The following is a 20,763-nucleotide window of genomic DNA, read 5'->3' as shown; positions in this document are numbered from 1 at the left end:
GCCGGCCTGATGCCGGCTGTTGGTCGGCATGTTGGACATGGAACCCCCGTGGTTGGCTGCTGAACGGGCGGATGCGCTCGCCGGGCTGGCGATGCTACGCAAGGTCACCTGCATCCACCGGCCCGTCGGTCGGGCGATGTTACGCCCAAGATCGAATGCAGTCGAACGGCGATCGTTGGCAGCTGAGCGGTGCGACACGCCGGAGAAGTTGTCGCTGAGCTGCCAACGATCAGCCGAGGTCGGTCAGTCGACCAGGGTGCGGCCGGTCAGGTGCAGGAAGACGTCCTCCAGGCCGCTGCGCCGCACCAGCACGTTGGCCGGGTTGAGCCCCAACGCGGTGACCTCGGCGACCGCCGCGTCGCCGTCGGGCACGTAGAGCAGGACCCGGTCGGGCAGCACCTCAACCCGCTCCCCCAGCCCGTCGAGCTTGCTGGCGAACGGTTCCTGCGACTCGGCGGCGAAGCGCAACTCGACCACCTCGCGGGTGGAGTGCCGCTCGATCAGCGCCCGGGGCGAGCCCTCCGCGACGATGCGGCCGCCGTCCATCACCACCAGCCGGTCGCAGAGCTGCTCGGCCTCGTCCATGTAGTGCGTGGTGAGCACCAGAGTGACGCCCTGCTGCTTGAGCCGGAACAGCCGCTCCCACACCAGGTGTCGGGCCTGCGGGTCGAGCCCGGTGGTCGGTTCGTCGAGCAGCACGATCTCCGGGTCGTTCACCAGCGCGCGGGCGATGGTCAGTCGACGCTTCATCCCACCGGAGAGCGGGTCGACCTTGCTGTCGGCGCGCTCGGTGAGCTGGACGAAGTCGAGCAGCTCGTCGGCCCGCTCGCGGGCCGCCCGCCGTGAGATGCCGAAGTAGCGGGCGTAGACGGTGAGGTTTTCCCGGACCGTCAGCTCCGGGTCGAGATTGTCGAGCTGCGGGCACACCCCGAGCCGCGCCCGGATCGCCGGCCCGTCAACCACCGGGTCCAGGCCGAGGATGCGCAGCTCGCCCCCGCTCGGTGGAGAGGTGCAGCCGACCATGCGCATGGTGGAGGACTTGCCGGCGCCGTTGGGCCCGAGGAAGCCGAACGCCTCACCCGAGCGCACCTCGACATCGATGCCGTCCACGGCGGTGAAGCCACCGAACCGCTTCACCAGCCCGCGAGCCTGAATCAATGGTCGCCCCGAAGTCACCGCCCGACCCTAACCGCCCGGTCCGACAGCCCTCCACGCAAATATCCGCCCGTGCCCAACCGGCCATCCCGTCAGCAGCGAAACCCCGATCGGTGCCCCACCGGTTTGCTGATCGACGTGTATCGTCCCCTCGTGCCGCCCATCAGCTCGCCCGATGGTTCCTCGTCACCCGTCCGACCAGCCAACTCTCCCGCCGGTGAGCCCGCGACGGGCCCCAGCAGCGCGGCCCCGCGACCGCGACCATCAGCCGAGCTCACCGCGCCCACCGAGCTCACCGCGCCCGCCGAGACCCCTGCGACCGGCGACGACCCGAGCAGAGACGACCCCACCAGGCACGACTCAAGCAGGGACAACCCGACCGGCGACGGCGACTCCGTCGCCGAACGGGCGACCCGGGATCTGGCTGCCCAGTTCGAGGACGAGAAACCGGGCCGCGTGTTGTCCGGGCCGGCGGGTCTGCTCCTCACCGCGGCGGCGCTGGCCGTTGGCGCCCTCTCCCTCTGGCAGGTGTTCCGCCCGCTGTCGCAGGGCAGCAAGTATTACTTGATCATCTTCCTGGCCGGCGTACTCCCGCTGGTCTTCCTCGCCTACCCGGCCGACCTGCGGCTGCGGGCCCGCCTGGCGGCCCGGCGCGGACGACGCAGCACCAAGGGCGGCGGCAACCACGACACTGACGCACCTGTCCTGACACGGCTGGCCTCCACAACGCCCACCGCGACGGACTGGGTCCTGGTCGTGCTGGCGGTGGCGGCCTGCCTCTACCCCGTCCTGCCGGTCCCGCTCGGCTCGGGTGGCGGCGGCTACAACGCCTTCCTCGACCGGCAGGGTCTGCTGGTGCCGGCGGACCTGGCGATGGGCACCATCCTGCTGCTCCTGCTGCTGGAGGCGTGCCGACGCACGACCGGCTGGATCCTGCCCGCGGTCTGCCTGCTGTTCCTCGGCTACGGCTACTACGGCGGGTTGCTCCCGCAGTCGTGGCCGGTCGCCCATGCCGGGCTCGACTTCAGCCAACTGGTGGACGCGTTCTACAACTCCGACAGCGGCTTCTACGGCACTCCGCTGGACGTGGCCGCGTCGTACATCGTGCTGTTCACCATCTACGGCGCTGTGCTGGAGCTGTCCGGAGCCGGGCGGTTCTTCGTCGAGCTGTCGGCTGCGGCGTTCCGCCGCTCGCGTACCGCCGCCGGCCGGACGGCGGTGGCCTCCGGCTTCCTGCTCGGCACCGTCTCCGGCTCCGGGGCGGCGACGACAGTGAGCATCGGGGCGGTCACCTGGCCCCTGCTGCGCCGCGCCGGCTATCCCCCGGAGCGGGCCGGCGGCATGCTGGCCGCGGCCGGGGTTGGCGCGATCCTCTCCCCACCGACCCTGGGTGCGGCGGCGTTCATCATCGCCGAATACCTGGGCGTCTCGTACCTCCAGGTGCTGGGCTGGGCGACGGTGCCGACGGTGCTCTACTACCTCGGCATCCTGCTCTCGGTGGAGATCGACGCGCGCCGCTCCGGCGTACGCCCCGTCGTGATCGACGTCGCTTCGCCCTGGCGTCTGCTGGCCCGCTTCGGCTACCACTTCGCCTCGCTAATCGCGATCATCGTGTTCCTCGCGGTCGGCGTGTCCGCGACGAGGGCTGTCGTCTTCGCCATCCTCCTGGCGGTCGCGCTCTCCTTTCTGGACCGCACGAAGGACCGCGCGTACCGGCTCACCCCGGCCCGGCTGGTGACCGCGCTCGTCACCGGCGTACGCGGCGTGCTCGCGGTGTCCGCGGTCTGTGCCGCCGCCGGCATCATCACGGCGACCACCACGAAGACCGGCCTCGGACCGCAGGCGGCGGCGTTGCTGATCGGTGGGGCGAAGGCGGCCACCTCGGACCCGACCCTGGTCCTGGTGCTCACCGCGCTGCTCGCGGCCGTCGCCCTCAGCCTGCTGGGCCTGGCGGTGCCGGTCACCGCCTCGTTCGTGATCGGTTGGGTGATCGTCGGTCCGGCTCTGCTCGACCTGGGCGTGAGCGCGCCCGCCGCGGCGATGTTCGTCTTCTACTTCGCGGTCCTGTCCGAGGTGTCCCCGCCGACCGCGCTCGCCGCGGTGGCCGCCGCCGCGGTGACCGGCGGCCGGCTGGTGCCGACCATGTGGCAGACCCTGCGGTACGCGCTGCCGGCCTATCTGACCCCGATCGCGTTCGTCATCACCCCCGCCGGGCTCGGCCTGCTCGGCATCGGTGGCGTCCAGCGGATCGCCTTCGCCGCCGTGGTGACCGCGCTCAGCGTGGCGGTGCTCGCCGTCGCCGCCGGTGGCTGGCTGCCCGGGGTGGGGCCCGCCGGCGCCCCGGAACGCGTGCTCGGTGCCCTCGCCGGTGTCACCCTGCTCTGGCTCGAACCCGTCCCGGTCATGGTCGGCGCGGCACTGGCCGCCGTCGCGGCGGCAGGTGTGTTCGTCCGACGTGGATCCGCCGGTCGGCCATCGTCCGGATCACCAGCAAATCCTGTGGAGGAACAACTGTGAGACGAATCGACGTACGCCTCGCGGCGGGCCTGAGCGCTCTCGCCCTCGTCACGGTCGGCGCCACGGCTTGTGGAGGTCAGCAGGGCGGCGCCGACAAGGACGACGCGGCCAGCGACGTCACCTGCGAGGTGACCAAGGAGACCCGTGTCGGCATCGCCACCGGCAACGCGACGGGCGTCTACTACGTGGTCGGCAACGCCCTGGCCGGGCAGTTGTCCGGGGCGACCGGCGGCAAGCTCACCGGCACCGCGGCCGAGACCGGCGCCTCGGTGCAGAACGTCGAACAGCTCGTCGGCGGCCAGTACGACGTGGCGTTCTCCCTGTTCGACACGGCGGTCAACGCGGTCGAGGGCAAGGGCAGCTTCACCGCGCCGCAGCCGGTGGAGGCGCTGGCCCGCATCTACGACAACTACACGCAGGTGGTGGTCCGCAAGGACTCCGGGATCACCTCGGTGGCCGACATGCGCGGCAAGCGAATCTCCACCGGCTCACCGAAGTCCGGCACGGAGGTGATCGCCAACCGGCTGCTGGAGGCCGCCGGCCTCGACCCGGCCAAGGACATCCGGGCGCAGCGGCTGGACCTGACCAAGACGGTCGAGGGGGTCAAGGACGGCAGCGTCGATGGTTTCTTCTGGTCCGGCGGTCTGCCCACCGGGGGCCTGACCGACCTGTTCACCACCGCCGGCGACTCGGTGAAGTTCGTCGACATCGCGCCGTTGCTGCCGAAGATGACCGCGTCGAGCCCCGGCTACCAGGAGGGCACGATCGGGCGGGACGCGTACGGAACGGCAACCGACACCCCGACCATCGTCGTGCCCAATGTGCTGTTGGTCCGCAAGGACCTGGACGCCAATGTCGCCTGCGCGATCACCCGGACGGTGTTCGACAAGCGCGACGCCCTGGCCCAGGCCAACCCGGCGGCCAAGGGGATCTCGCTGGAGAAGGCCCGCAGGACCCTGCCGGTGCCGCTGCACCGCGGCGCGGAGAAGGCGCTGAAGGATCTCGGCGCCAACTGACCCAACCGGTCAGAGGTCGGCCGGCGCGGTGGCGGCACGGGCCGCGCCGACCAGACGGTCGGTCTCGGCGAGCAGTGCCTCGTCGTCCGCGGGGGTGCCGGGGTCGAGTCGGACCGTCCAGGTCAGACCGTCGGCCCCGGCCACTCGGCGGGCCGCGACCCGCGCCGCGCCGCCGGGCACCGGCTGGTGCTCGGTGTACGCGACCGAGCGGGTCACCCGCGCCCGCACCTGGTGCGGCAGCTCGCGCGGGTCGAGGAGGAAGTACGTCTCGGCCGGGCCGTCGGCGACCACCGTGTAGCCGTCGCGTTCGACGACGGCCTCGGCGGGGGTGACGGTCAGCTCCCGGCCGGACCAGACCGCCTTGAGGATGGTGTGCCAGCCGAGCCGTTGCCCTCGACCGGGCAGCCACAGCCCGAGGTTGGTGGCGACCACCACTCCGTCGCCCTCGCCGTTGCCAACGGCCGCCCATGCCAGCACCCGCTCGTCGGCGGTCAGCGGCGGCTGGTCGGCCGGCGGCAGCTTCGGCTTGCGGCTGAACAGTCCCATCTAGAGGCCTCCCGCAGCCTGCTCGCGCAGCGCCCGGGCGTGCTGCTCCAGGGACAGCAGCTCACCGAAGGCGGCGAAGTACTCGTCCTTGTTGTTGACCGGGTTGATCCGCTGGATGCGGGACTTGATGTCCCGGATCCGGGAGGTCACCGACCCGAACTGCACCCGCGCCATGGTGATCGACACGTAGCGTGGGTCGGCTTCCCCGTCGATCCGCAGCGGCTCCACCGCCAGCTCACCGACGAGCGCCGCCGACGCCAGGTCGTCGCAGGCGTCGCGGACCGACTCGATCCAGACCGCGCCGCCGGTGGCTGACGCGGCGCCACCGGCCGCCGCGATGGCCGCGCGCACCCCGACGTGCACCGGGTGGCGGTATTCGGTGGCCTCGACCGCGTCGAACATGGGCCCGGCCAGGACCGGCTGCTGGAGGGCGAGTTTCAGCGCCTCCCGTTCGACCATCGACAGCGGGCTGTCCGGGGTCGGCTCGGGGCGGGCCGATGCGGGGCGGATGGCGGGTGCGGCGTCGCGGGTGCCGGGCGGCGGGGTGTTGGCGGCGGCGAGCACCGCCCGCTGCACCGGCTCGATCTCCATGCCGAGGTCCATGGCGAGCTTGCGGACGTACTCCGGGCGCTTTTCCCGGTCCTTGAGGCGCGCGACCAGCGGCGCGGCGTGGCGCATGGCCTCGACCCGGCCGTCGACGGTGTCCAGGTCGAAGCGGCCGATCACGTGTCGCAGCGCGAAGTCGACAAGTGGCTCGCGGCGCGCGACCAGGTCACGCACCGCCAGGTCGCCCTTGGCCAGTCGCAGGTCGCACGGGTCCATGTTGTCCGGGCTGACGGCGATGAACGTGCGCCCGACGAAGCGCTGGTCGTCCTCGAAGGCGCGCAGCGCGGCCTTCTGGCCGGCGGCGTCGCCGTCGAAGGTGAAGATGATCTCGCCGGCCACCTCGTCGCTGTCGAACAGGAGACGGCGCAGAACCGAGATGTGGTCCGCGGCGAAGGCCGTGCCGCAGGTCGCCACGGCAGTGGTCACCCCGGCCAGGTGGCAGGCCATCACGTCGGTGTAACCCTCGACGATCACCGCTCGCCCCTGCTTGGCGATCTCCCGTTTGGCCTGGTCGATGCCGTAGAGCACGTGCGACTTCTTGTAGATCGGCGTCTCGGGGGTGTTCAGGTATTTCGGGCCGTCGTCGTCGTCGAAGAGCTTGCGCGCGCCGAAGCCGATCACGTCGCCGGCGAGGTCGCGGATCGGCCAGAGCAGCCGGCGGCGGAACCGGTCGATCAGGCTGCCGGAGCGGGCCTCCCGGGACAGCCCGGCAGTGACCAGCTCCTGGTGGGTGAAGCCCTGCTGGCGCAGGTGCTTGGTGAGCAGGTCCCAACCGTCCGGCGCGAAGCCACAGCCGTAACGCTCGGCGGCGGCCCGGTCGAACCCTCGCTGGGCCAGGAACTCCCGCGCCGGCCGGGCACCCGCGGTGCTGAGCTGCGCCCGGTAGAACTCGACCGCGGCGGCGTGCGCGGCGACCAGGCGCTGGCGCTGGCCCTGCTGCGGGCGAGGGCGCGGGGCGCTCTTGTCGTCCTCGATGTAGCGCAACTGGATGCCGGCGCGGCCGGCGAGCCGCTCGACGGACTCCACGAAGCTGAGGTGGTCGGCGTCCATCAGGAACTTGATGGCGTCACCGCCGGCCCCGCAGCCGAAGCAGTACCAGACGTTGCGGGCCGGGGAGACGTTGAACGACGGGCTCTTCTCGTCGTGGAACGGGCACAGACCCTTGAGGTTGCCGCCGCCGGCGGACTTCAGGGTGACCGTCTCGGAGATCACATCCCCGATCGAGGTGCGTTCCCGGACCAGTGCGATGTCCTCGTCCCGGATCCGCCCAGCCATGCGCCACCCCCTCGGCGTACATCCTGCCCTGCCGGGCCGACGACACGCCGGCCGGGGGACGCCGGTGTGGCGGCCACCGCTGCCGGCTGGGCGGTTCCGGCCCGCAGGCCGGGCCCGCCCGGGGACCATGACCAGATGCGCAGGGTACGGACCGACGTCCCCCGCCTGCCCAGATGGTTGGCTGGTCGGATCGGGCTACGCGGACAGGCCCCGCCTGCGGACGAGGCCGGACACCGCCATGCCACCTGGTTGGAGCTCTTCCTCGACCTCATCTTCGTGTACGCGCTGGCGGCGGTCGTCGCCCGGCTGGGCAGCGACCCGACCCCGTCGCCGAGCGCCGTGCTGGCCGTGATCGGGCTGTTCGTGGTGATCCAGTGGGCGTGGGTGGGGCAGGTCTTCTACGACACCCGGTTCGACCCGGATGACGCGCTGCACCGGGTGCTGGTGCTGTTCGCGTTGGTCGGCGCGGGCGCGATGACGCTCGGCGTCGACGAGGTGCCGGAGAGCGTGCTCCTGCCGGTCGGGTACCTGATCGTGCGCGGGGTGCTGCTCCTCCTGTACCTGCGGGCCCGGCCGACCAGCCCGATGGCCGGCATGGTGACGACGGTCTACCTGATCGGCTTCGGGTCGGGCTGGCTGATCTGGCTGGTGTCGCTGACCGCGCCCCCCGACCGGCGCCCGACGCTGTGGGTGGTCGCGATGGTCATCGAACTGGCCACGCCCTGGGTCGGGGCGCGCTGGCTCAACCGCTGGCCGGTGGACAACCGGCACCTGCCGGAACGGATCGGGCAGTTCACGATCATCGTGCTGGGTAGCGCCCTGGCCAGCCTGCTCTTCGCCGTGCCGGACCATCCCCCGCCCCACATGATCCTCACCGCCGGGTTGGCCTTCCTGATCCCGGCGGCCGTCTGGTGGGTCTACACGACCTTCGTCACCACCCGACTCCTCCAGAGTCGTCTGCGGGGCGGGCAGGCGTACAGCTACCTGCACATTCCGCTCGGCGGTGCACTGCTGCTGCTCGGCTGGGCGCTTGGGCAGGTGGTCCGGCTGGTCGACGACGACGCGCCCCGGCTGCCGCTGGAGCTGCGGCTGCTGCTGGCCGCCTCGATGGTGGTGTGGACGTTGTGCGGCCTGGCCCTGTACTGGTTGTGGACCCGGCCGAGCCTCGCCCGGTTGGCGATCGCCGCCTACGGGGTGGTCTCCGTCAGTGTGATCACCGCGACGGTGCACGAGCCGAGGCTGATGCTGTCCCTGCTCGCCGCGGCGATCGTCGGGTACGCCGTGCTGCTCAGCCGCCGACTCGCCAGGGCCAGCGAGTCGACCCAGACGCCCGAGGGATGATCCGCCCTCAGGCGGCCGCGGCCTGCTCGGTCACCACCGCGGGGGTTTCCTCCTCGGCGGTCACCTGCCGGTTCCAGTCTGCCTTGGTGGAACGCCAGCCCTCGTCGTCCATGCCGCGCCGCCAGTAGCCGGAGATGGAGAGCCGATCGAGAGGCACGCCGCGCTCGCCGCGCAGCAGCCGGCGCAGGTCCCGGACGAAGGCAGCCTCGCCGTGCACGAAGGCGTGCACGGTGCCGGCGGGGAACTCCAACGCCCGCACCGCCGCGACCAGCGCCTCGCCCACCGGGCGGTCGCTGCGGTGCAGCCAGGTCACCTCGACCGCGCCGGGGCTGAGCAGCTTCTGCTCATCCGCCGGGTCGGCGATCTCCACGAAGACGTGGGCCGGTGCGCCCAGCGGCAGCCGTTCCAGGGCGGCGGCGATCGCCGGCAGGGCGCTCTCGTCGCCGACAAGCAGGTGCCAGTCCGCGTCCGGGCTCGGGGCGTACGCGCCGCCGGGGCCGACGAAGTGCACCGGGTCACCCGGGCGCAACGCGGCGGCCCACGGGCCGGCCAGCCCCTCGTCACCGTGGTGCACCACGTCCACGGTCAGCTCCTTGGCCAGCGGGTCCCAGCGTCGCACCGTGTACGCGCGCAGCCGGGGCCACTGCTCCCGAGGCAGGTCCCGACGGATCGCGGCGAGGTCCAGCGGCTGCGGATAATCGACACCGGGCTGCGGGAACACCACCTTGATGTAGTGGTCGGTGAACTCGCCCACCGGCAGACCGGTCAGCTCATCCCCACCGAGGACGAGCCGGATCAGATGCGGGGTGGGCCGCTCGGTGCGCAGCACCCGGGCCGAGGTGACGTTCCTGGGGCGTTCCGTCATATCAGTTAGGCTAGCCTAAGCTGCCCCGTCGTGGGTCGGCGGTGTGTCCCCGCCGACGAGACGGGTGTGCCAGGTCACCGCCGCCGGGTCCGTGAGCGAGGCGACCTGGTCGATCACCACCCGCAGTCGGGCGGTGTCGTCCGGGGCGGCCCGCCACAGCGGAGCGAAGATCGGGTCGAGCCCTTCCGGAGCCCGCCGCACCAGCGCGGCGACCAGCTCGGCCAACATCGTCCGCTGACGCTCGTAGCGGCCCCGGAAGCCGGTCCGACGCATCACATACCGCAGCGCGATGCCCTTGAGCAGGGCGCACTGCGCCCGGACCAGCCGAGGCACCACCAGGTCGGCGGCGTAGCGGCGATGTGGTCCGGGGCCGAAGCGCTCCTCCGTGGCAGCCACCGCAGCGGACACGAATCGCCCGGTCACCCCGCTGGTGGTGGCCTTCAGCGCGACCTGCGCGCGATGACTGCCGTCGTAGCCGGCCAGAGGGGCGAGCAGCGGGTCGGCCAGCAACTCGACCAGCACCTCGGCCAGGTCGGCCGCCGACTCCCCGGAGTAGGCGCCGGCCACGTCGGCGCAGAGCGCGGCCCGCTCGTCGGCGTCGCCGAGCAGCGGACGCAGCGACACGTACCCGCCGTGGATGCCGTCCTCCACGTCGTGCACCGAGTACGCGACGTCGTCGGCCCAGTCCATCACCTGCGCTTCCAGGCAGCGCCGGTCGCCGGGCGCACCCTCCCGGATCCAGTCGAAGACGGTCACGTCGTCGGCGTACACCCCGAACTTGCGCTCGCCGAGGCGGCGCGGCCAGGGGTACTTGCCGATCGCGTCGAGCGACGCCCGGGTCAGGTTCAACCCAGCGGACGACCCGTCCGGGGCGAGCACCTTCGCCTCCAGCCGGGTCAACACCCGCAGGGTCTGCGCGTTGCCCTCGAAGCCGCCGCACGGTGTGGCCAACAGATCCAGAGCCGCCTCGCCGTTGTGCCCGAACGGCGGGTGCCCCAGGTCGTGGGCGAGCCCCGCCACGTCCACCACGTCCGGGTCACAACCCAGCCGGGCGCCCATCTCCCGGGCGATCTGGGCCACCTCCAGCGAGTGCGTCAGCCGCGTACGCAGGAAGTCATCGGTCCCGGCGGTGTGCACCTGAGTCTTCGTGGCCAGCCGCCGGAACGCCGCCGAGTGCAGCACCCGGGCGCGATCACGCTCGTACGGTGAGCGGCGGTGCCCGGTGTCCTTGGGCGGCTCCTCGACCAGCCGGGCGTCCGCCGCAACAGGCTCACTTCTCACGCAGCCGCCGTTGTTCGCGACTGCGGGGCTCGCAAAACCGGCTCACTCCTCGCGCTCACGGAGGACGCAGAACTCGTTGCCCTCGGGATCTGCCAGCACCGTCCACTCCACGTCACCCTGACCGATGTCGACGTGCCGGGCGCCCATGTCGACCAGCCGCTCGACCTCGGCCTCCCGGTTGGCGGGGCGCAGATCGATGTGCAGCCGGTTCTTGCGGTCCTTGGCGTCGGTCACGGGCACGAAGACCAGGCCGGGCAGGCGGTCCGCGGACTGGCGGATCTCCACCTCGTCCGGACTCTCGCTGACGACCTGGTAGCCGAGCGCCTCGGCCCACCAACGGGCCAGTCGCGCCGGATCGCGGGCATCGACGGTGAGGTTCTCCCAGACGCTGGTCATTCAGTCACCTTTCCCGTTCGACGGCATACGCAATCGGCCGTGTGCGAGCGAGCCAAGATTACGCCCGCCACCGCTGGTCGACCCGCCCACGACGCATCGACGATTGGCCCACAACCGCCGATTGGCTTGGAGTTGTCAACCGATCGCTGAGGGTTATGGGCTCGCGGGCGGAAGTCGCGCCCGGTAGCGTTCCCAGCGCGGAACGTGACCAGCCGACCGACATGCGGAGCCCGACCGGTAAGGGGAAATCTCGTGGACGCGGACACGGTGGTGGGAACGGAACTACGCGGGCTGCGCCGCCGCCGGCCCGAGATCGCCGGCACGGTCCTGGCCGGCACCGACGGGCTGCTCATCTCCAGCGATCTGCCCAGCACCGACGCCACCCATCTCGCTGCGCTCGCCGCAGCCAGCTTCGGGCTCGGCCACCGGGTGGCCGACACGGTCCAACGTGGTGAGTTCCGGGAGTCGGTCGTCTGCACCACCGCCGGTTGCGTGGTGACCTACCCGGCCGGGCGCACCGCCCTGCTGACCCTGGTCACCGTGTCTGCGGCCGAGGACCTGGAAGCGCTGCACGAGGAGGCCCGTGCCGTGGCCCGTCGGGCGGGCTCGATGCTGGACAGACGCGGTGGGGCAGTCGGCGCCACCTCGGTTCAGGACGCGCACGGGCCGCTCGCCGTGCGTACGCCGATGGCCACCCTGCCGGCGCAGTTGCGCCGCTCGTCCCGACCCACCTGGCGTCGCCCGCCGATCTGACCGCAAACCGCCAAACCCCCTCGACGGCACAGCGGCGCAAGAACTAGCCGGCGGCCGTGCGGGTGGCCGGGCGCCTGGTGTCGACGTTGCCGGTCATGGCGTTGAGGATGGCGGGTAGTTCGGCCACGGTCTGGGCGGGCAAGCCGGTCACGGTTTCCTCCGCCAGGCCATGCCACAACTCCTTGACCTGGTCGGCAAGCGCCTTGCCGCTGTCGGTGAGTTCGACGATGCTGGCGCGCTTGTCGGAGGGAGCGGGCCTGCGGCGGATGTGGCCGGAGGCTTCGAGCTTGCGCGTCATGAGCGTGACGCTGGGCGGCTCACAGCCGAGCGCCTCGCTGAGCTGGGCCTGAATTCTCGGGCCGGTCCGGTCGAGTTCGAGCAGGAGTGCCTCTTGGCCAGGGTGCAGGCCGAGGGGGGCCAGCAACGCGGCGGCCCTGGCCCGGTGGCGCAGGCTCAGCAGGCGGATGGCCTGGTTGAGGGCGTCGGCGTACTCGAAGTCCACGAACTCTCCTTGACAAGTTAGTTATGCGCATAACATTATGCGGATAACTAATTCTAGCAACACCGAGGAGCCCGACATGACCGTGAAGGTCGCTGTCATCTACTACAGCGCGACAGGCAGTGTGCACACACTCGCAGAGGCCGTCGCCGAGGGGGCCGCCTCGGCCGGGGCCGTCGTGCGGCTGCGGCGGGTCGCCGAGCTGGCACCCGACAACGCGATAGACCAGAACCCGCAGTGGCGGCGGCACACCGACGAGACCGCGTCGATTGCCCAGGCATCCCTCGAGGACCTGGCATGGGCCGACGCGTACGCGTTCGGGACGCCGAGTCGATTCGGCGCGCCGGCCGCGCAGCTCAAGCAGTTCATCGACCAGGCCGGCGGGCTGTGGCGGGAGGGGAAACTGGCCAACAAGCCGGTGACCGCCTTCACCTCGGCGTTCAACCGGCACGGTGGCAGCGAGGCAACGATCTTGTCGCTGAGCAACGTCTTCTACCACTGGGGATCGCTGATCGTGCCGCCTGGATTCACCGATCCGGTCGTGTCCGCCGCAGGCGGCAACCCCTACGGCACGTCGCATGTGGCCAGCCCGAACGGAGACGGCCCCGATGCCGCGGCGCTGGACGCGGCCAGGTACCAGGGACTTCGGCTAGCCAAGATCACACTTCAGCTGCTGGGCGACCACGTCGTCACCGATGCCGTCGTGGGTGACGGAAACAGCCACGGAGCCCTCGCCGCAGCCTCCCGGACCGCGTGAGCGGCGGGTAGGCAGGGAGAGAAGTCATGACAAGCACCAGCACCGCAACTCAGCGGACCAGGCTGCAGGCCAGATCCTCATGGATGGTCCTGGCGCTGGCATGCGCCTGCCAGTTCATGGTGATCCTGGACGTCTCCATCGTCAACGTCGCGCTGCCCTCGGTCCAGCGGGATCTCGGCTTCACCGCCACCGGCCTGGCCTGGGTGGTGAATGGGTACGTGCTTACTTTCGCCGGCTTCATGCTGCTGGGTGGCCGGGCCGCCGACCTGTTCGGCCTGCGCCGGATGCTGGTCGCCGGGCTGTTCCTGTTCTCCGCCTCGAGTGTGGTCGGTGGCCTGGCAACCGCTCCGGAGATCCTGGTGGGGGCCCGCGTCGCGCAGGGTGTGGGCGCCGCCATGCTGGCCCCGGCCACGTTGGCCGTGATCAACACCTACTTCACCGAGCCGCAGGCGCGGGCCCGGGCGTTCGGGGCGTGGTCCGCTTCGGGCGGTGTGGGCGGGATGGCCGGCGCGCTCGCCGGCGGTGCCATCACCACGGGCCTGTCGTGGCGGTGGGTCTTCCTCATCAACGTACCGATCGGCGCCGTGCTGATCGTGCTGGCCATGATGTCGCTGGTCCGCACGCGAGCCAGCCGGCGAGAATCGCTCGACCTCGGTGGCGCGGTCACGGGCACGGCGGGGCTCGCCGCGTTGATCTACGGGGTCATGCAGAGCGCCGACCAAGGCTGGATGTCCGTGCGGGTTCTCGGGCCAGCCGTGGCGGGCCTGCTCCTGCTCGTCGTCTTCGCCGTGGTGGAGGCGCGTGTCGCCACCCAGCCGATGGTGCCCCTGCGGCTCTTCAGGATCCGGACCGTGGCCGTCAGCAACGCCATGTTGCTGCTGTTCGGCGGGATCGCCATCGCAATGTGGTACTTCACGTCGCTGTTCATGCAGAACGCACTCGGCTACAGCGCTCTTGAAGCCGGGCTCGGGCAGACACCCGCGGCGGTGGCGTTCGTGGTGATCGCGCGACTGTCCGCCAACCTGCTGCCCCGAACCGGTGCACGCCCTCTGGTGCTGGCCGGCAGCGTCTGCTTCGTGGCCGGCTTCGGCTGGCTCGCCCAGGCCCAGACGGACAGCGACTACGTCACAAGCGTGCTCGGACCCACGCTGCTCATCGCCGTCGGCATCGGCCTGACCTTCCCCACCCTGATGGCTGCGGCCACCGCCGACGCACCCGAAGGCGACGCGGGCATCATCGGCGGCCTGGCCAACACCGCCAGCCAGATAGGTGGCTCGGTAGCCCTGGCCGCACTCGCCACAGCCGCCAGCGCCAAGGTCGGAACAGACGCCGCCTACGCAGGCACCCCTGCCGCCCTCGCCGCCGGCTACGACCTGGTCTTCCTCATGGCAGCCGGGATCGGCCTGGCTATCGCGACAGTCAGCCTGCTGCTACCACAGCATCGCCGCGGCTGACCACGGCGGCGCGGCGGCGGACCGGGGCACCGGTCCGCCGCCGGCCCACGTCAGCGGCTGTCCGACCCGCCGGTCTCCACCACGGCCCGACCGGCCTCCAGCCGGGCCACCGGCACCCGGAACGGCGAGCAGGACACGTAGTCCAGGCCGACCTCGTGGAAGAAGTGCACCGAGTCGGGGTCGCCGCCGTGCTCGCCACAGACGCCGAGCTTCAGCCCCGGACGGGCGGCCCGGCCCTCCTCGGCGGCGATCCGCACCAGCCGGCCGACCCCGTCACGGTCGATCGACTCGAACGGCGAGATGCCGAAGATGCCCAGCTCCAGGTACCGCCAGAAGAACGCGCCCTCGACGTCGTCGCGGGAGAAGCCCCAGCCCATCTGGGTCAGGTCGTTGGTGCCGAAGGAGAAGAACTCGGCCGCCTCGGCGATCTGCCCGGCGGTCAGCGCCGCCCGGGGCACCTCGATCATGGTGCCGATCAGCACCTCGACCCCGCTGTCCCCGACCACCTCCGCGATGATCTTCTCGGCCTCGGCGCGGACGGTCTCCAGCTCCTGCACGGCCCCGACCAGCGGCACCATGATCTCCGGCTTGGCCACCCCGCCACCACGGGCACAGGCGACGGCAGCCTCGGCGATGGCCCGGACCTGCATCGCGAACAGGCCGGGGATGACCAGGCCGAGGCGGACGCCCCGCAGCCCGAGCATCGGGTTCTCCTCGTGCATCCGCCGGACGGCGGCGAGCAGCGCCTCCTCCTTGGCCACGTCCTCGCCCCGTTCCTGGGCGACCGCGACGTTGACCGCGAGCTGCTCCAGCGGAGGCAGGAACTCGTGCAGCGGCGGGTCGATCAGCCGGACGGTGACCGGCAGGCCGTCCATCTCGCGGAAGATCTCCTCGAAGTCGGCCCGCTGCAACGGCAGCAGCGCCTCCAACGCCGCTTCCCGCTCGCCCGGGGCGCGGGCCAGGATCAGCCGCTCGACCAGCTCCCGCCGGTCGCCGAGGAACATGTGCTCGGTGCGGCACAGCCCGATGCCCTCGGCGCCGAAGCGCCGGGCCCGGGCGGCGTCCGCGCCGGTGTCGGCGTTCGTGCGGACCGCGAGCCGCCGCTTGCCGTCGGCGTGCGTCATGATCCGGTGTACGGCCCGGACCAACGCGTTGTCGATGTGCTCCGGGTCGAGGCTGCCCTCGAAGTACTGCACCACCTCCGACGGCATGACCGGCACCTCGCCCAGGTAGACCTTGCCGGTGGTGCCGTCGATGGACACGACGTCGCCCTCGTTGACGGTCTGCCCGGCGACGGTGAAGCGTTTCGCCGGGACGTTCACCTCGATCTCGTCGGCGCCGGAGACGCAGGTCTTACCCATGCCGCGGGCCACCACCGCCGCGTGGCTGGTCTTGCCGCCGCGCGAGGTGAGGATGCCCTGGGCGGCGATCATGCCGTTCAGGTCGTCCGGGTTGGTCTCCCGGCGGACCAGGATCACCGACTTGCCCTCGGCGGCCATCTCGACGGCCCGCGCGGAGGTGAAGACCACGGTGCCGGACGCCGCGCCGGGCGAGGCGCCGATGCCCTTGGCGACCGGCTGGAAGTCGTGGTCGAGCTGGAAACGGGGGAACATCAGCTGGGCCAGCTGCGCCCCGTTGACCCGGTGCAGTGCCTCGTCCAGGTCGATCAGACCCTCGTCGACGAGTTGCCCCGCGATGACGAACGCGGCGGCGGCGGTGCGTTTGCCGACCCGCGTCTGCAGCATCCAGAGCTTGCCGCGTTCGATGGTGAACTCGATGTCGCAGAGGTCCTTGTAGTGCTCCTCCAGCCGAGCCATGATGCCGAGCAGCTGGTCGTAGGAGGTCTTGTCGAGCTGTTCCAGCTCCTGAAGGGGCACGGTGTTGCGGATGCCGGCGACGACGTCCTCGCCCTGCGCGTTGGCCAGGTAGTCGCCGTAGATGCCCTGCGCGCCACTGGCCGGGTCACGGGTGAACGCGACACCGGTGCCGGAATCCGGGCCGAGGTTGCCGAACACCATGGTCACCACGTTGACCGCGGTGCCGAGGTCGGTCGGGATCCGCTCCTGGCGACGGTAGAGGATCGCGCGCTCGGCGTTCCACGACTCGAAGACCGCCCGGATGGCCAGGTCGAGCTGTTCGCGCGGCTGCTGCGGGAACTCCCGACCGGTGTGCTTCAAAAAGATCTTCTTGTACGCGTCGACCAGCCCACGGAGGTCGTCGGCGTCCAGGTCCAGGTCGTTGTGGGTGCCCTTGGCGCTCTTGGCCTCGTCCAGCGCGTGCTCGAACTCCTCGCCCGGCACCTCGCAGACGGTCTTGCCGAACATCTGGATGAGGCGGCGGTAGGAGTCCCAGGCGAACCTGTCGTTCCCGCCGGCCTGCGCGGAGAGCCCGACCACGCTCTGGTCGTTGAGGCCGACGTTGAGGACGGTCTCCATCATGCCGGGCATGGAGAACTTGGCGCCGGAGCGGACGGAGACCAGCAGCGGATCCTGCGGGTCGCCGAGACGCTTGCCCATCGCGCGCTCCAACGATTCCAGGTGCGCCTCGATCTGACCGGCGAGCCCGTCCGGCTGCTGGCCCGTCGCGAGGTACGCCTTGCAGGCCTCGGTGGTGATGGTGAAGCCGGGCGGAACGGGCAGGCCGAGATTGGTCATCTCGGCGAGGTTGGCCCCCTTGCCGCCGAGCAGGTCCTTGAGATCCTTGTTTCCTTCAGAGAAGTCGTAGACGTACTTGTGATCGACGGTCTCTTGCGCTGCCACCAGAGCCTCCACAACACACGCGCCGGATTGACACTTAACGAAGGTTCAGTTTTCTTCTACCCCGCAGCGGACCACCGGTAATCCCCGGGTCGACGCCGATCGGTGGGCGAAGGTTAAGCGAACATCGAGCGACCTGGGACCGTTCGGTGACAATTGGCACAGCCATCACGACTATCCGTGTTCGTACCGGTTTTTGGGAACGCTTCCATGCGCACCATCACGCATCCCGGCCGCGCGCCGTACGCTGGATGGCACGCCAGCCGGTGAACGTCGCTTTTGCCATAACCGACGCGAATACACCCCCCGGAGTCGCCGCCGTGCCGACCACCCCCTCCCCCAGCCCCACCGCCGTCCCCGCGCCACTGTCGGCGGAGGAGCCGGACGCGGCCACTCTGGCCCGCGCGGCCGAGCAGAGCGCGGTCACGGTGCTCACCGCGGCGACCACGCGCCGGCTCGCCGACGTCGTGCCCGCCCCGCAGCAGGTCCAGCCGGACCCGACCGGGGACTGGGTGCTGCCGGCCGAAGCGGTCATCGTGGTCAGCGCCGACCCGGCCGCGCTGGCCGTCGCCGAGCACCTCGCCGAGCTGCTGCGCCCGGCCACCGGCTACCCGCTCCCGGTCACCGACGCCGCCGCCCACTCGCTGCCGGTCGCCGACGCCGCCGGGCCAGGGCCGGTCGGCGGCATAGCGTTGGTGCTGGACGAGGCCGCCGACCTCGGCGCGGAGGGCTACCGGCTCGACGTCGCCCCCGACGGGGTACGCCTCACCGCCGTCACCGCCACCGGCCTCTTTTACGGCGTGCAGACCATGCGCCAACTGTTGCCGTCGGCGATCGAGAGCCCCACCCCGGCCACCGAGCACTGGGCGCTGCCCGGCGGGACGATCACCGACGCACCCCGCTTCCCGTACCGGGGCGCGATGCTCGACGTCGCGCGGCACTTCTTCGCCGTCGAGGACGTGCTGCGGGTGATCGACCACCTGGCCCGCTACAAGCTCAACCACCTGCACCTGCACCTCACCGACGACCAGGGCTGGCGGATCGCCGTCGACTCCTGGCCGAGGCTGACCACCGTCGGTGGGGCGACCGAGGTCGGCGGCGGCCCCGGCGGGCACTACACGAAGGCCGACTACCAGCGGATCGTCGCCTACGCGGCCGACCGCCACATCACTGTCGTCCCGGAGATCGACCTCCCCGGCCACACCAACGCGGCGCTGGTCGCGTACCCGGAGCTGGCACCGGACAAGATCGCGCCACCTCCGTACACCGGCACCGAGGTCGGTTTCAGCTACGTCGACCCAGCCGACGAGCGGACGTACGACTTCATCGCCGACGTGCTGGGCGAGGTGGCCGCGCTCACCCCCGGGCCGTGGCTGCACATCGGCGGCGACGAGGCGTTCAAGGTCACCGGCGAGGTCTACACCGGTTTCGTCGAGCGGGTCCAGCGCATCGTGGGCGACCTCGGTAAGACCGTCGTGGGTTGGCACCAGCTCGCACCGGCCGCCCACCTCGACGGCCGGATCCTGCAGTGGTGGGGCACCACCGGCGCCGACCCCACCACCGCCGAGGCCGTACGTCAGGGCGCCCGGCTGATCCTCTCCCCCGGCAACCACGCCTACCTGGACATGAAGTACGGCCCGGACACCCCGATCGGGCACGACTGGGCCGGCCTGATCGACGTACGAAAGGCGTACGACTGGGACCCGGCCACGCACGTCGCAGGTGTACCGCCCGAGGCCGTCCTCGGTGTGGAGGCCCCGCTCTGGACCGAATCGGTCACCTCACTGGCCGACATCGAGTTCCTGCTCCTGCCCCGACTCCCCGCCATCGCCGAGTTGGGCTGGTCCACCCGGGCGACCCACGACTGGGCCGACTTCCGTGACCGGCTGGCCGGTCAGGGCCCGCGCTGGGCGACCGCCAGCATCACCTTCCACCGCGCGCCCGAAATCCCCTGGGCAACCACCGCCACCATCCCCACCCAGCGCAACACGCCCCAGACCGACACCGCCACCCACTGACGCGGCCCGCGTTCACGGGAGGCCCCGGTCACAATCCGGGTCTCTGGGTCTACCCCTGATCGTGCTCGATCCCGGTTGTAGTGGCCTCGTCGGCGCCGGATGGGCCTGTTTCCTGGATCGAGCGCGACCTTGGCGTGATGCGCTGCGTTTGACGTCCCCGGCGTGGGTGTCCGGACCCCCACCCAGTCAAGATCCGCGCAACATCCGGGAAACTGCTGCCTCGCGGCGTCGTGAGGCAGCACTTTCCCGGAAAGTGCGCGGATCTTGGATTGTCCAGGCCGGGGTTGGCGGGCGTGGTGTCCCGTTTCGGGATGGGCTCTTGGGGCGGCTGTCCGATTTCGGTATGGATGTCCCGTGGTTGGCACGACCCTGGCGGCGGAATCGTGGGCCGGGCGGGGTCGTTATACCTGGCATGCCACCGCGACTTCGGGTCGTGGAGCGCGGCAGCCGCCGGGAACACCCGACAGGCCGCCCCGGTTACACCCCCTCAGCACGCACCGCCAGCGGGCGGAAATGCGTCGCCCGCCCGGCCGGTTACAGCCCCGGAGCACCGTGGCGGGGAACCCGGCGGAATGACTCGCCAGCCCGGCCGGTTACACACCCCGCACCCCCCGAGCACCCCGGTTACACACCCCGCACCCCCGAGCACCACAAGCCGGGGCCAGGTGGAATGACCCGCCGCCCCGCACCGTTACACCCTCACCCGACGCCGGCCCCTGTGGCCACCGGGCAAGAACCTCCCAAACTTCCCCCCTTGCACGTGCGGCACGCCCACCCCCCGGGCGTGCCGTGCACCCCCAATCGCAGAGGAGCACGCCATCATGCGTACCGATCTGATTCGTAAGACCGCTCTGACCGCTGCTGGCCTGGCCTTCACCGGCGGCGCGATCGTCGGACCCGTCACCGCCGCGTACGCCGCGACCGATGCGAAGCCGGCGTCGCAGACGCAGTCTGATCGCAAGCCTGCGGGTGAGCGTCAGCTGGGCGTGCGCTACGAGGCCCAGCCGAACTTCTACTACTGCGGACCCGCCGCCGCCCGTAACGCCCTGAGTGTGCAGGGCAAGGACATCAGCGTCGACGCGATGGCCAAGGAGATGGGCACCACCGAGGCCGGCACCAACTCCATCAACGACATCACCCCCGTGCTGAACAAGGAAACCGGCAAGAACGACGCCTACCGGTCCGTGGAGATCAGCACCCCGGACGCCGACGCGAAGCAGACCGACAAGCTGCGCGCCGACATCGTCAAGACCGTTGACGACGGCCGGGCCGTGGTCGCCAACATCGCCGGCACCACCACCGACACCGACGGTGCTATCCACTCCTTCGAGGGCGGGCACTACATCAGCGTCGTCGGCTACCGCGACAACGGCCAGACCGTGAAGATCGCCGACTCCGCCGACCCGAACACCGCCTCCTACGACGTCACCGTCGAACACCTCGCCGACTGGATCGCCACCCGCGGCTACGCCACCAGCTGACCCCGTACCAGACACGAAGCGAAGGGCCGGACCCCACCACGGGGCCC

Annotated in this window: 14 protein-coding genes and 2 pseudogenes; 8 read left to right on the top strand and 8 right to left on the bottom strand. The window is 71.1% G+C overall.

Annotated elements, in window-relative coordinates:
* Nucleotides 1–243: 243 nt before the first annotated feature.
* Entirely contained in the window at nucleotides 244–1,176 is a 933-nt protein-coding gene (locus tag KBX34_RS20300; protein WP_088949649.1) for an ABC transporter ATP-binding protein, read from the bottom strand.
* Nucleotides 1,177–1,308: 132 nt separating this feature from the next.
* Between KBX34_RS20300 and KBX34_RS20295 the strand changes: the two genes are divergently transcribed.
* Together KBX34_RS20295 and KBX34_RS20290 are read left to right on the top strand one after the other, a co-directional pair.
* Entirely contained in the window at nucleotides 1,309–3,672 is a 2,364-nt protein-coding gene (locus KBX34_RS20295) for a TRAP transporter fused permease subunit (protein ID WP_210926310.1), read from the top strand.
* Nucleotides 3,669–4,688, top strand: coding sequence for a TAXI family TRAP transporter solute-binding subunit (locus tag KBX34_RS20290; RefSeq protein ID WP_210793518.1), 1,020 nt, complete (start codon nucleotides 3,669–3,671; stop codon nucleotides 4,686–4,688). Before KBX34_RS20295 ends, KBX34_RS20290 begins: the two co-directional genes overlap by 4 nt.
* Nucleotides 4,689–4,697: 9 nt before the next feature.
* On the opposite strand, the gene KBX34_RS20285 is transcribed toward KBX34_RS20290, so the two are convergent.
* Both KBX34_RS20285 and dnaG read right to left on the bottom strand, forming a co-directional pair.
* The gene (locus KBX34_RS20285) at nucleotides 4,698–5,234 is read right to left on the bottom strand and encodes a hypothetical protein (RefSeq protein WP_210926308.1); all 537 of its coding nucleotides are present in this window, start codon (nucleotides 5,232–5,234) and stop codon (nucleotides 4,698–4,700) included.
* Nucleotides 5,235–7,137, bottom strand: a pseudogene (dnaG, locus tag KBX34_RS20280) (DNA primase).
* A gap of 113 nt (nucleotides 7,138–7,250) precedes the next feature.
* On the opposite strand from dnaG, the gene KBX34_RS20275 reads away from it, so the two are divergent.
* On the top strand, nucleotides 7,251–8,456 hold the full coding sequence (locus tag KBX34_RS20275; protein ID WP_210926304.1) for a low temperature requirement protein A: 1,206 nt from the start codon (nucleotides 7,251–7,253) through the stop codon (nucleotides 8,454–8,456).
* 7 nt (nucleotides 8,457–8,463) lie between these two features.
* Here the strand turns inward: KBX34_RS20275 and KBX34_RS20270 are convergent, their stop codons facing one another.
* From KBX34_RS20270 to KBX34_RS20260, 3 genes are read right to left on the bottom strand one after another with little or no spacing between them, the layout of a single operon-like run.
* On the bottom strand, nucleotides 8,464–9,321 hold the full coding sequence (locus tag KBX34_RS20270) for a siderophore-interacting protein (protein ID WP_210926302.1): 858 nt from the start codon (nucleotides 9,319–9,321) through the stop codon (nucleotides 8,464–8,466).
* Between the two features lie 15 nt (nucleotides 9,322–9,336).
* Nucleotides 9,337–10,602: a deoxyguanosinetriphosphate triphosphohydrolase gene (locus tag KBX34_RS20265; RefSeq protein ID WP_210926301.1), complete on the bottom strand. Its 1,266-nt coding sequence runs from the start codon at nucleotides 10,600–10,602 to the stop codon at nucleotides 9,337–9,339.
* 42 nt (nucleotides 10,603–10,644) lie between these two features.
* Nucleotides 10,645–10,998: a VOC family protein gene (locus tag KBX34_RS20260; protein ID WP_088949656.1), complete on the bottom strand. Its 354-nt coding sequence runs from the start codon at nucleotides 10,996–10,998 to the stop codon at nucleotides 10,645–10,647.
* Between the two features lie 252 nt (nucleotides 10,999–11,250).
* On the opposite strand from KBX34_RS20260, the gene KBX34_RS20255 reads away from it, so the two are divergent.
* Nucleotides 11,251–11,751 carry a roadblock/LC7 domain-containing protein gene (locus tag KBX34_RS20255; RefSeq protein WP_210926299.1) on the top strand — a complete coding sequence of 167 codons (501 nt, stop codon included), beginning with the start codon at nucleotides 11,251–11,253 and terminating at the stop codon, nucleotides 11,749–11,751.
* 43 nt (nucleotides 11,752–11,794) lie between these two features.
* Here the strand turns inward: KBX34_RS20255 and KBX34_RS20250 are convergent, their stop codons facing one another.
* Nucleotides 11,795–12,253, bottom strand: coding sequence for a MarR family winged helix-turn-helix transcriptional regulator (locus tag KBX34_RS20250; protein WP_210793524.1), 459 nt, complete (start codon nucleotides 12,251–12,253; stop codon nucleotides 11,795–11,797).
* Nucleotides 12,254–12,329: 76 nt separating this feature from the next.
* On the opposite strand from KBX34_RS20250, the gene wrbA reads away from it, so the two are divergent.
* Together wrbA and KBX34_RS20240 are read left to right on the top strand one after the other, a co-directional pair.
* A complete protein-coding gene (gene wrbA / locus KBX34_RS20245) occupies nucleotides 12,330–13,007 on the top strand; it encodes an NAD(P)H:quinone oxidoreductase (protein WP_210926297.1) in 678 nt (225 codons plus the stop codon).
* A gap of 26 nt (nucleotides 13,008–13,033) precedes the next feature.
* Nucleotides 13,034–14,461, top strand: coding sequence for an MFS transporter (locus KBX34_RS20240; RefSeq protein WP_210926295.1), 1,428 nt, complete (start codon nucleotides 13,034–13,036; stop codon nucleotides 14,459–14,461).
* Nucleotides 14,462–14,511: 50 nt separating this feature from the next.
* On the opposite strand, the gene ppdK is transcribed toward KBX34_RS20240, so the two are convergent.
* The gene (gene ppdK, locus KBX34_RS20235; protein ID WP_210793527.1) at nucleotides 14,512–17,220 is read right to left on the bottom strand and encodes a pyruvate, phosphate dikinase; all 2,709 of its coding nucleotides are present in this window, start codon (nucleotides 17,218–17,220) and stop codon (nucleotides 14,512–14,514) included.
* Nucleotides 17,221–17,468: 248 nt separating this feature from the next.
* Here ppdK and KBX34_RS20230 point away from each other — a divergent pair.
* A pseudogene (locus KBX34_RS20230) lies at nucleotides 17,469–19,236 on the top strand (family 20 glycosylhydrolase); the annotation flags it as partial.
* A gap of 820 nt (nucleotides 19,237–20,056) precedes the next feature.
* Nucleotides 20,057–20,716, top strand: coding sequence for a C39 family peptidase (locus tag KBX34_RS20225; RefSeq protein ID WP_210926293.1), 660 nt, complete (start codon nucleotides 20,057–20,059; stop codon nucleotides 20,714–20,716).
* Nucleotides 20,717–20,763 lie beyond the last annotated feature (47 nt).

Origin of the sequence: Micromonospora sp. M61, from assembly GCF_018070245.1 — a bacterium.
Taxonomy (GTDB): domain Bacteria; phylum Actinomycetota; class Actinomycetes; order Mycobacteriales; family Micromonosporaceae; genus Micromonospora; species Micromonospora zamorensis.
This window is presented reverse-complemented; position numbering and strand designations above follow the sequence as displayed.